Source organism: Streptomyces ipomoeae 91-03, from assembly GCF_000317595.1.
GTDB lineage: Bacteria > Actinomycetota > Actinomycetes > Streptomycetales > Streptomycetaceae > Streptomyces > Streptomyces ipomoeae.
This window is the reverse complement of the sequence record NZ_AEJC01000220.1, coordinates 1-10,706: the sequence shown is the minus strand read 5'-3', so window position 1 is coordinate 10,706 and position 10,706 is coordinate 1. Positions and strand designations below refer to the sequence as shown.

The following is a 10,706-nucleotide window of genomic DNA, read 5'->3' as shown; positions in this document are numbered from 1 at the left end:
CTTCAGGGGCGCGGGGCTGTATCGATGTGCGGCTCCGCCGCGTGGGCGCGACCAGCCCCCACCCACCCGCACCCGCCTCGCAACCCCACCCCCGAGCCAGAAGGCGCAGCGGGGTCGAAGGGGCGCAGCCCCTGGGGGAGGGACGGGTAGGGGCGGCGGGGGCGAGGAAAACTACCCGGCGTTCCGCGCGGCGCCACGAACCTCCAACCCGGCCAGAAGCTCGGCCGTGGCCATGGCGATCACCTCCACCGCATGGTCGAACACCTCACGATTGTGCGCGGCGGGCACCCGAAACCCGGAAACCTTGCGCACGTACTGAAGCGCGGCGGCCCGGATCTCATCCTCGGTGGCCTCTTCGGGAATCACGGGCGGTCGAAGCGTCTTGATACTGCGGCACATGACCCCAGTCTCCCGCGCGGACCCGCACAACCCCAGCCCTCGGCACCCAAGCCCTGCAAACCCCACCTCAGCCCCTATCCTCGAGAGCCAAGGTTTTCCTTGGGTATCAGCAAGTTCCCCCGAGGATTGACTCCACCATCCACCCTGGTGATCATCACAGAGGCCGGCCAGACCGAAGAACCAACCCACAGACCGCCCGACGGAAACGAGGGGGACCATGGCGAACGAACGGCTCACGGTGGCGGTGCTGGGACCGGGCGGTGTAGGCGGCCTGCTGGCCGCCCTACTGGCCCGTACCGGCACCCGAGTGATCTGCCTGGCCGGCGAGGAGACGGCGCAGACCCTGGCCAAGGACGGCATCCAGATCCACAGCCCCCGCTTCGGCGAGTTCACCGGCCACGTCGAGACGGCCACCGAACTCCGCGAACCGGTCGACGCGGCCCTGATCACGGTGAAACACACGACCCTGACGGCGGCCCTGGACCGCCTCCCGGCCAAGCCCCTGACCGCCGACACCCTGGTCGTACCGTTCCTGAACGGCGTCGAACACCCGGCGACCCTCCGCGCCCACTACAGCGGCGCGACGCCCACCCCGCACATCGCCCCGGCGACCATCCGCGTCGAATCCACCCGCGTCGCCCCCGGCGTGATCCGGCACGGCAGCCCCTTCGCGGAGGTCGACCTGACCGGCGACACCGCTCCACGCGAACGCCTCAACTCCCTCGCCGGCGCCCTGGAATGGTCCGGCGTGACCACCCGCGTCCTGGAGGACGAGACGGCGGTGCTGTGGGCGAAGATGTCGTTCCTGGCGCCGTTCGCGTTGCTGACCACGCGCTACGGCCTGCCGCTGGGCGAGGTCCGTACGCGCCACCGCGAGGAGTTGACGGCCCTGGTGGAGGAGACGGCCGCGGTGAGCGCGGCCTCCGGCGCCCCCGCGGACCCGGCCGAGGCCATACGCCGCTACGACGCCTTCCCGCCCGCCACCAAGTCCTCCATGCAACGCGACGCCGAGGCCGCCCGCCCCCTCGAACTGGACGCGATCGGCGGCGCGTTGCTGCGCGCGGCCGACCGCCACGGCGTACCCGTACCCGTGGCGACCAGGGTGGTGGAGGAACTCCGAGCGGCGGGGTACTGAGCCCTCACCCCTCAGCCGCCCGCACCGCACCCCCCACCCGCACCGCGTGCCGGGCGACCGTGTCGGCGAAGGCCCGGGCCGGTGGTGACAGCGCGTCCCAGCGCCGTACCGCCCATCCGACCGTGAGCGGCGGCAGATCGGGGACGGGAACGAAGCGGAGCCCGGGGTGACCGGGGCCGGTCCAGCCGGGCAGGGCGGGGACGACGGCGTGGCCGACGCCGAGTTCGGTGAGGAGGATCGCGGTGTCCCAGTCGGCGACCCCGGCACCGGAGGGGCTGGTGGTGACTCCCAACTCCCGATAGGCCGCGTCGAGGTGGGCGTACGACGTGGAGTTCTCCGGCAGGCCGATCAGCCGCATCCCGTCCAGCTCCTTGCCCGAGATCCACTCGCGCCCGCCGAGTTCGTCGTCGGCGCGTACGGCGAGCACCCAGGGCAGCTCCACGACGGCCCGCTGTTCGATGCCACGGACGGCGGGCCCGAGAGTCACCCACGACAGGTCGAGGTCGCGGGAGGGGTCGGCCAGCGCCTCGACGCACCCGGCACTCGACCGCGCGGTCTGGAACTCCAGGACGACACCCGGATACGACCGCCGGAAGTCGACGATGCCCTGTGTCATGAAGTGCCGCACGGTCGTGCCGCCGGTGGCGATCCGTACGGCACCGCCGTCGCCGCGCACCATCTCGGCGAGCCGCCGCAGCGCGAGGTCGAGCCCGGTGATCCCCTCGGCCGCCGCCTCCTGGAGCACCCGCCCGGCCCGGGTGGGCACGACACCACGGGCCTGCCGCTCCACCAGCCCGACCCCGACCTCCCGCTCCAGCCGCCGCACATGCTGACTCACCGCCGACTGGGTGCACCCCAGCTCCCGAGCCACCGAACTCAGACTCCCGGCCCGGCACACGGCGACGAAGACACGCAGATCGTCGAGGGTCATGGGCCAAAGGTACCTCTTTGATCAAAGGCATCCCTTGGGTGATTCGGCGGCTTCCACAGCCGGGCCCTGGAGCTCGACAGGACCGAGGCCAAGGTCGAAGCCGAGGTCGAAGCCGAGGCCGAAGCTGAGGCCGAGGCCGACGTCGATGGCGTTCGCGTGAACGTCCCCACGGAGTGACCCAAGGAACTCGCATCCCAAAATCGAACAGGCGTAGCATTGCCGCGTGGCTAAGACCTATGACTTCCCCAGTGACCTCCTCGCCGGTCAGGAGGAGCTGCATCAGGTCCGGGCCGAGCTCCTGGCCCTGCTGAAGCGGCTTCCCTGGTCGGTCGAGCCCCTGGACGGTTTCAGTGACGACAACGGCTGGCGCAAGGTCGAGCGCCCCGCATCCCCTGGCTGGACACCCGACGAGCAGGCCGAGGTGGAGAAGCTCCGCCGACGGGAGCGTGAGCTGGCGGTGTTCGTGAGCTGCCACCGCTTCTGGGCCGAGGTCGCCACGGAGGAGAGGGTCGACGCCCGCACCCGGCTGAAGCGCACACCCGTGACGACCCCGGAGCCGCCGGACACGGCCCCCTGACACGACGAAGACCCCGGCCGGATCGGCCGGGGTCTTCGTCACTTACTCATCCGGTGGGCGCGGACGGTTTCGAACCGCCGACATCCTGCTTGTAAGGCAGGCGCTCTACCCCTGAGCTACGCACCCGAGTACGAGTCGACAGCCTACATTGCCCGAGGGCATGCCCCGCAAACCCGTATCCGGTCCGCACGCGAGGCCGTCCCTGGGGCTGTCCCCACCCCGTATCCGGGAGCCGCCCGGATCCCCCCGAACGCGCCCTCTCCGTACGGTCGAAGGGCAGCAGAAGAACATCGGAAGACTCCGGAAGAAACCAGAAGAAAACAGAAGAAACCACCAGGCGCCGGAGGGCCGGGGCAGCCCGGCCCAGGGGGAGATCGTCATGGCACGTACGGCAACCGGGACGCGTACGGCAACCATCACCCGTACGACACGAACCGCACACACCCGCCGGATCGCCCTCGCCGCCCTCGCCGGCGTCATCCTCACCTCCGTCGCCGCCTGCGGCGCGCACGCGAAGGACGGCTCGGTCAAGCTCGAACTCGGCGTCGTACCGGACCTGGTGGAGTCCCGCAGCGACGACGGCTCGATCAGCATCGGGCTGCCGCGTGACGCGTCGTACCGGGTGGAGACGGACAGCGACGACGGTTTCGTGGACGTGTCCGTGCCCCGTGACGAGGACAGCTCACACGTGGTGACCGCGCACACCCGCGACGGCTCGGTGACCGTACGGAACCTGGGCTGAGCCCTCTTGGGAAACGGCGAACCGAACGACCCGTGTTTTCGTCCTTGACCGGTGGGAGAATGGCACCGGTCAGGGCGGATGACAGCACGGGAGAGGGATGTGACGGCGACACCTTCAGAGCCGTACACGCCGATTGTGCCGGGAGCACAACAACCCCACAGCCGTGCACCACGGCGACCTCACGACCTCCCCTCCCGCCCTCGTTCCGCCGGCCGGGACGCGCTCACCCTTCTCTCCCTCCCCGTCCTCGCCGCCCTCGCGCTGCCCGTCGCCTTCGCCGGTGGCGGGACCCGGCGGTGGTTCGGTGGGCGGGCGGAGAGCCAGCGGGCCGAGGCGCAGGCGGCGAAGGACGCGGCGGCTGCGGCGTTCTACGAGCTGGACACCGCCCAGCGGGACCTGCGGATCTCGATCGAGACGATCACGGCGGTGGACGACTCCCCGGCCGCCCGCCAGGCCGTCGCCGGTTTCGAGGCGCTGGGGCGGCGGATCGACGAGGTCAGCCACCAGTACATCAACGCCGTCGACGCGCACGACCTGGACCGGGACGACCTGGAGGCCTCCGTCGCCGCCCGGGCCCGGACCGAGCTGACCGCCGCCAAGGACGAGCTGGGGCGCGTCAAACAGGAGCTGGACCGTTTCGCGGCGGGGCTCGGACCGCTGCTCGGCACGGCCGAGACCCAGCTGGCCCGGCTGGTCCCGGCCGTGGAGCGCGCCCGGCAGTGCCTGCTCGCCGCCTCCAACGCCCTTGACGCCGTACGGGATTCGGGGCTCAAGGCCGACGACCTCGCCGCCCGCCTCGCCGCCCTCGCGCCCGAGCTGACCAAGCTGAACCAGGGCGCGGGACAGCACGGCGTACGGGAGACGCTGGAGCGCGCCGACCGGGTCGTACGGGAGGCGGAGGCCGTACGGGCGGAGGCCGAGCGGCTGCCGGAGCGGGCCGCCGAGATCGACCACCGGCTGGTGTCGCTGCGGACCCGCGCGGAGGCGCTGAGCACCCGGGCGGGACAGGTGCCGCAGGTGCTGAGCGAGCTGCGGCGGCGGTTCGTGGCGGCGTGCTGGCAGGACCTCCAGCAGGTGCCGGACCAGGCCGCGCGGAACGTCGAGCAGGCCCGGCTGAAGCTGCGCGAGGCCCGGGCGGCGCGGGACGCGCAGCGCTGGCCGGACGCCACCTCGCTGCTGTCGACCGTACGGGCGCTGCTGAACAGCACGGACGAGGCCGTGTCGGCGGCCGGTGACCGGCTGCGGCGGCTGAACGCGGTCCAGAAGGAGCCCCAGCAGGAGATCGACCGCACCCGCTTCGCCATCCGCGACGCCCAGCGCCTCGCCATGACCGGCCGCACCACCCCCGATCCCCGCCACGCCCGCCCCCTCGACGACTCCGTGGCCCGCCTCGACCGGGCCGTCGCCACGCTGGAGGGCCGGCACCCCGACTACTGGCACTTCCTGACGGAGACGGAAGCCGTACGGCAGACCGTGGCCCGGGTGGTGGACCAGATCCGCAAGGAACGCGGGGCGGGCGCGGGGGCCTGACACGGGTTGAGGCCGTTGGCGAACAGGGTGAGCGCGGCGACGCCGAGGCCGGCGTGCCCCGGGCCGCGTGGGATGCCGAAGGCCCGGGCGGCGAATCCCGGCAGGGCGGCGAGCAGCGCGCCGCCGACGCCGACGATGTTCAAGGCGATGGCCGGGTTGAGCCAGAACTGGTTGCCGCCTGCCGCGTGGACGGCGAACCCCGCCGGCGTGCCGGTGCGGCAGAGGACCGGGTAGCCGATCAGCACGGGAGCTACCGGCCCGCTACGGGATCAGGGAATTCCGCACCTCGCCGAGATGGGAGTCGAAGGGCGGGGCACCGAGATCCTTCGCGGCGGGGAGAACCGCTTCCTCCATGAAGCGGCGGAAGGCCTCCTCCGACTCCCAGACATCGACGACCTGCCAGCCGCCCTGCTCGACGGGCCCGGCGAAGTGAGCGATGAGCCCGGCGGGCGGATCGGAACGGTCGGGGATCACCCGGTCGAAGGTCGCTTGGTAGAGCTCCTGGTTCCAGTCCGCGCCTTCGCTGTGCACCAGTACGGCCATGTCGGCACTCCCTCCGAATGCGGGTGTCACCTCACTTCCAAGCTATGTCGGCCGGAGCGAGCGGGCGACTTGTGCCCGGCCGGCGTCCTGCGTGCGGGGCGTGTCCCGTTCAGCCCAGGCTCGGCGGTGTCCATCTGGTGTGGCGCAGGAAGGTGCTGATGACGGGGCGGGAGGGGGTGAGGCGGAGGGCCGTGTCGCGCAGGGCGATGAGCGTGGGGTTGGTCAACCGGTGGCCGGCTCGGCCCGCTTGGCGGGCGGCGCGGGCGAGGGTGCGGGTGCGGTGGCGGCGTACGGTGTCGTAGTGGGCCAGGGCCGATGCGAGGGTCGGCTCGGAGGCCAGCGCGGCTGCCAGGACCGTGGCGTCCTCCAGGGCCTGGCCGGCGCCCTGGCCGAGGTTCGGGGTCATGGCGTGGGCCGCGTCGCCGAGCAGGGCGATCGGGCCCGCGGTGAAACAGGGCAGGGGCGTCACCAGTTCGTGGATGTCGTGATGGAGGACCGCGTCCGGTCGCGTCGCCTCCAGCAGCGCCGGGATCGGATCGTGCCAGCCCGCGAAACGGTCGCGCATCGCCGCGAGCGCGTCCGCGTACCGCACCCCGGGCGGCGACGTGAGCACCGCGTGCCACTCTGCATGGCCGTCGACGAACGTGATGTGGCCGAACTCCGCGCCCTTGCCCCAGGTGAGTTCCAGGTCGCTGGGCAATGCGATCGGACGGTCGGTCACGGCCCGCAGGACGGTCGATCCGCTGTATACGGCGCCCGGATGGTGCGGGAACAGCGTGCCGCGCAGTCGGCTGTGGACACCGTCGGCGACCACGACCAGATCCGCCTCCATCTGGGCCGGGTCCGCCTCCAGCGGTGCCGGGTCCGCCTCCGACCGGGCCTCCGGGGTGGTCCTTGCCGGCGACACCAGCGACACCTGCGCCCCAGCCCGGCCCGTGCGCTCGACCGACGTCACCTCCCTGCCCGTCAGCAGGCATTCGGGTGGCAGCGCCGCGCGCAGTACGCGGTGCAGCGCGGACCAGCGGACGCCCAGGACCGGTACGCCCGCCGCGCGTTCGATCGCCTTGCCGTCCATCCGGATCAGCCAACTGCCGTCGGGGGCGCGGGTGCCCCCGGTGTACTGGGGGCGTGCGGCGGCCCGTACGGCTTCTCCCACGCCCAGGGCGTCCAGGGCGCGGACGCCGTTGGCGTGCAGCGAGATGCCGCCGCCCACGTCGGCGAGAACGGGCGAGCGTTCGAGGACCGTGACGTCCCAGCCAACCAGCCGGAGGTCTGTCGCGGCGGCCAGCCCGCCGATTCCTCCGCCGACCACCAAGGCCTTGCCGCCGCCCATGCGCTCAGCTCCTCAGTCCCCACGTTATGCGTCATGTACGGGTTCGTCATGCCGGGTCGGCCGCGTACCGAGGGCGGCGCATGAAGTACGCCGCCGCGGCGCCCGCGCCGAACAGGGAGGCCAGGGACACCGCCGTGGCGAGCCAGGTGGGGCCGAGCCACTGGGCGCCGAGGTAGCCGAGGGCGACGCTGTAGGCGGCCCAGGCGAGACCGGCGAGGGCGGACCAGGGGAGGAAGTCGCGGGCGCGGTGGCGGGCGGCGCCGGCGCCCAGGGAGACCACGGAGCGGCCGGCGGGGGCGAAGCGGGCGATGACGACCAGGAGGCCGCCGCCCCGGGCCAGGGCGGCGCCGAGACGTTCCTGCGCGGTCGTCAGGCGCCGGGAGCGGGCGATCGCACGGTCGAGGCGCTCGCTGCCCCGCCAGGCCAGCCGGTACGCCACCAGGTCGCCGAGCACGGACGCGGTGGCCGCCGAGAGCATCAGCACCAGGATGTCGGGGACCTCGCGCTGCATCGCCCCCGCCGCCGTCTCCGCCGCGGCTGCCGTGGCCGCCGTCACGACCAGGACACCGCTCGGCAGGACCGGCAGGAACACGTCCAGGAGGATGGACGCGGCCACGACGGCGTAGATCCATGGGCCGACCGCCGGCCAACCCAGACTCTCAAGCACCGAGCACTCTCCTGTTTTCCCCCGGAGCCACGGTGATCCGTGACAGCCGAACAGCGTACGCCCCGGGTATGACAGAAGGCTCACAGGGGCTCATGTGTCCGTCATGCGCTGTTCATTCGGCCGCTCGGACGACCGGAGGAGCCCGGCGGAGGAGCCGAAGGGGAGCGGGCGGCCCTCGCGGCCGGAGGAGGACGCGACCGGGAGAGCGGACATGCGAACGGGTCGCCGGGGGCGTGAACCCCCTGGCGACCCGTCACTCACCGTGGAGCGGTCAGGCCGTCACGGGCTCCTTGTCGGTGGTCCTTCCGGCCGCCGTGGACGAGCGCTTGGCGAAGAGCTGGTCCAGGCCGAGCGCGCCGGAGCCGGTGAAGATCAGCAGGAACATGGCCCAGCAGTAGAGGGCCGCGCCCTCGCCGCCGTTCTGGACCGGCCACAGAGCCTCCGGCTGGTGGACCTTGAAGTACGCGTACGCCATGGCGCCCGAGGCGATGAACGCCGCGAAGCGGGTGCCGAGGCCGAGCAGCACCAGGGCACCGCCGACGAGTTCGATGACGGCCGCGTACCAGCCCGGCCAGGTGCCCGCGGAAACGGTTCCGCCCTGGCCGTCGGCGCCGCCCAGGACGCCGAAGAGGCTGCGGGCGCCGTGGCACGTGAAGAGCAGGCCGATGACGATGCGGAACGCGCCGAGGGCGTATGGCTGGGCGCTGTTGAGGCGTCCGGTCATGGTGGTGGGACTCCTTCGGTATCACCCGGTCCTGGTGGGACCGGTGGGGACGGTTATTACCGGCGGGTCACACACGTTAGGCACCGCTAACTCATTGTTGCAAGTTCAACATTGGGCCACTCCTTTGCCTGCGCTTGGGGGGCTCTTGCCTCTGTTGTCGCACGTAGAACAGCCCTTGCCACCGCATCCGCGTCCGAAAGCGTGACCGAATCCACTCCGGGCCTGACGCCCGCGGCGGTCACCCAGTGCACCCCCTCGGTGGGTACTCCGAACGCGAACCTCCTTGCGTGCGCGGTTCCCTGACGGTCAATCAGATGGTACGGCCGCGGTGTTACATCCAACCCTCCTGTTTCGTAACCGTCCACGCGGTGCGGACGGCACTGGCCCGTCCGCAGCAGCCCGGCGAGCAGATCGTCGGCCGTCCTGCGCAGATCCGGCTCCGGGAGACGGGCCTCGACGACCGTCGTCACCCGGACGGCCGAGCCCGGTACGTCGGGGGAGTGCGCCGACCAGGCCCCGTCCTCGGCACGGACCTCCAGCCGGGGGCCGAGCACCGTGAGGACGCCCGCCTCGATCAGCGCGGCCATCTCCTCGATACGGCGGCGGGGCGGGCCGATGGACAGGAAGGCGTTCAGCGGCGTGTACCAACCGTCCAGGTGGTCCCGGCGGGAGTCGCCCGCCAGCCCGCCGTGGTCCACGATCAGCCGCAGCTCGTTGCGCAGGTCGCGCAGCACATCGAGCGCCGCCTTCACCGGCCCGTCGACGTTGCCGAGCCTCGCCTGCGCCGCGTCCTCGCGCAGATACCCCAGCAGCCAGCTCCGCCACGCCTCCGGGTCCGGGAACTCCTCTCCCGTATACGGTCGCGCGATGCGGTCCCAGCACCAGCGGTCCGCCTCCGGAACCCCGAACTCGTCCAGAACGGCGGCCTCTTGGGAGCTGCGGTGCGGGGTGGCGAGGAAGAGGTCGCGGAAGGAGGCGGAGCCGTCCGCGGGGGCGGACACCGGTCGCCGGTCGCGCGTCTTCAACAGCCCCTCGTAGTAGACCGTCTCCACCTCCTTCGCCACCAACGGCCATATCTCCGCGAGGAAGTCGGGCGCCTCGCCGGAGTCCGCGCGTTTGCGGAAGGCCGCGATCGTCTCGGGGGTCAGGACGAGCGGGGTGTGGCGGCCGTACGGGCCCTTGGCGTTGTCGCCGCGTGCCTGGTACGGCACGCCGCGCCGGGAACCCGCGTACAGGCGGGGCTCGCGGCCCGAGGGGAGGTAGCGCGTGCCTCGTCGGCCGGCGTGGTCGTGGTCGTATACGAAACGGCCGCCCCGGCCGGTCGTCAGCAGGGCCATGTGGTCGAAGAAGTTGAGGCCGAGGCCGCGCAGGAGGACCGGCTCGCCGGGGGCGACGGGGGAGAGGTCGAGGTCGGCCGGGTTGGCGGGCGGGAAGTGGCGCAGGCCGTGGCGGTCGGCGTACGCGGTGAGCCGCCGTTCCGTGCGGTCGGGAACCGTGGGGAGATGGCCCTGGGTGAGGACCACGGCGGCGAGGTCCGTCAGGACGTGCCCGGTGGCGAGGGTGAGCCGCTGGGTGCCGTCGGGGGCGTCGTCGAGGCGGACCGCGCGGGTGCGGTGCGTCACGATCCGGACCGCGGGCGGCGCGCCGCGCACCACTTCGGCGAAGACCCACTCCAGGTAGTGGCCGTACTGGGCGCGGGTCGGGTAGTCGTCGGGGCCCAACGCGTCGGTGGGCACGGGTGCGTCGGTGGGCACGGGTGTTCCGGTCGGGTCGAGCCCGGGGGTACCGCCCGGCCTGTCGGTGGCCCACTCGTACAGGCTCGGCCCCGGGCGTATCGGGCCCGAGCAGTCCACCGTCTCGTCGGTGAACAGGGTGACCTGGGAGGCCACGGTGTTCATCAGGAGGTGGGGGGACTGGGCGGTGCGCCAGACCCGGCCGGGGCCCGGTGGAGCGGGGTCGACGACGTGGACGGTGAGACGGGTGCCGGGGCGGAGCAGTTCGGGGGCGGAGGCACACAGGCGTTCAAGGACGCTGGTGCCGCGTGGGCCCGCGCCCACCAGGGCTATGCCGACTTCATCCTCAGCGATCCCGGCGTCACTGATCTCTGACAAAGGCCTGACTCCCG

At 72.3% G+C, this 10,706-nt stretch carries 11 protein-coding genes, 1 tRNA gene and 1 pseudogene; 4 read left to right on the top strand and 9 right to left on the bottom strand.

Annotated features, from left to right (window positions below; genetic code table 11):
• Positions 1–171: 171 nt before the first annotated feature.
• The gene (locus tag STRIP9103_RS14520) at positions 172–399 is read right to left on the bottom strand and encodes a DUF2277 domain-containing protein (RefSeq protein ID WP_009310627.1); all 228 of its coding nucleotides are present in this window, start codon (positions 397–399) and stop codon (positions 172–174) included.
• A 217-nt stretch (positions 400–616) separates the two neighbouring features.
• On the opposite strand from STRIP9103_RS14520, the gene STRIP9103_RS14515 reads away from it, so the two are divergent.
• Positions 617–1,534 (top strand): ketopantoate reductase family protein, encoded by a 918-nt coding sequence (locus STRIP9103_RS14515; protein ID WP_009310623.1) that lies wholly within the window; start codon positions 617–619, stop codon positions 1,532–1,534.
• A gap of 4 nt (positions 1,535–1,538) precedes the next feature.
• Here STRIP9103_RS14515 and STRIP9103_RS14510 read toward each other — a convergent pair whose 3' ends face one another.
• Complete coding sequence (locus STRIP9103_RS14510; RefSeq protein WP_009310628.1) at positions 1,539–2,465, bottom strand: LysR family transcriptional regulator; 927 nt, start codon at positions 2,463–2,465, stop codon at positions 1,539–1,541.
• A gap of 223 nt (positions 2,466–2,688) precedes the next feature.
• On the opposite strand from STRIP9103_RS14510, the gene STRIP9103_RS14505 reads away from it, so the two are divergent.
• On the top strand, positions 2,689–3,042 hold the full coding sequence (locus STRIP9103_RS14505; protein WP_009310639.1) for a hypothetical protein: 354 nt from the start codon (positions 2,689–2,691) through the stop codon (positions 3,040–3,042).
• 54 nt (positions 3,043–3,096) lie between these two features.
• Here STRIP9103_RS14505 and STRIP9103_RS14500 read toward each other — a convergent pair.
• Positions 3,097–3,168: transfer RNA gene (locus STRIP9103_RS14500), tRNA-Val, on the bottom strand.
• Positions 3,169–3,550: 382 nt separating this feature from the next.
• On the opposite strand from STRIP9103_RS14500, the pseudogene STRIP9103_RS14495 reads away from it, so the two are divergent.
• Both STRIP9103_RS14495 and STRIP9103_RS14490 read left to right on the top strand, forming a co-directional pair.
• Positions 3,551–3,784 (top strand): annotated as a pseudogene (locus STRIP9103_RS14495) (hypothetical protein); the annotation flags it as partial.
• A 99-nt stretch (positions 3,785–3,883) separates the two neighbouring features.
• Complete coding sequence (locus tag STRIP9103_RS14490; protein WP_009310638.1) at positions 3,884–5,314, top strand: hypothetical protein; 1,431 nt, start codon at positions 3,884–3,886, stop codon at positions 5,312–5,314.
• Here the strand turns inward: STRIP9103_RS14490 and STRIP9103_RS14485 are convergent.
• From STRIP9103_RS14485 to STRIP9103_RS14460, 6 genes are all read right to left on the bottom strand, one after another.
• A complete protein-coding gene (locus tag STRIP9103_RS14485) occupies positions 5,215–5,559 on the bottom strand; it encodes a hypothetical protein (RefSeq protein ID WP_048820285.1) in 345 nt (114 codons plus the stop codon). The two genes, STRIP9103_RS14490 and STRIP9103_RS14485, sit on opposite strands and share 100 nt — an antisense overlap.
• A gap of 16 nt (positions 5,560–5,575) precedes the next feature.
• Complete coding sequence (locus tag STRIP9103_RS14480; protein WP_009310634.1) at positions 5,576–5,857, bottom strand: hypothetical protein; 282 nt, start codon at positions 5,855–5,857, stop codon at positions 5,576–5,578.
• Between the two features lie 109 nt (positions 5,858–5,966).
• Positions 5,967–7,190 (bottom strand): FAD-dependent monooxygenase, encoded by a 1,224-nt coding sequence (locus STRIP9103_RS14475; protein ID WP_009310630.1) that lies wholly within the window; start codon positions 7,188–7,190, stop codon positions 5,967–5,969.
• 46 nt (positions 7,191–7,236) lie between these two features.
• The gene (locus STRIP9103_RS14470; protein WP_009310624.1) at positions 7,237–7,857 is read right to left on the bottom strand and encodes a DedA family protein; all 621 of its coding nucleotides are present in this window, start codon (positions 7,855–7,857) and stop codon (positions 7,237–7,239) included.
• A gap of 271 nt (positions 7,858–8,128) precedes the next feature.
• Complete coding sequence (locus STRIP9103_RS14465) at positions 8,129–8,581, bottom strand: DoxX family protein (RefSeq protein ID WP_009310636.1); 453 nt, start codon at positions 8,579–8,581, stop codon at positions 8,129–8,131.
• Positions 8,582–8,667: 86 nt separating this feature from the next.
• Positions 8,668–10,692 carry an FAD/NAD(P)-binding protein gene (locus tag STRIP9103_RS14460; RefSeq protein WP_048820284.1) on the bottom strand — a complete coding sequence of 675 codons (2,025 nt, stop codon included), beginning with the start codon at positions 10,690–10,692 and terminating at the stop codon, positions 8,668–8,670.
• Positions 10,693–10,706 lie beyond the last annotated feature (14 nt).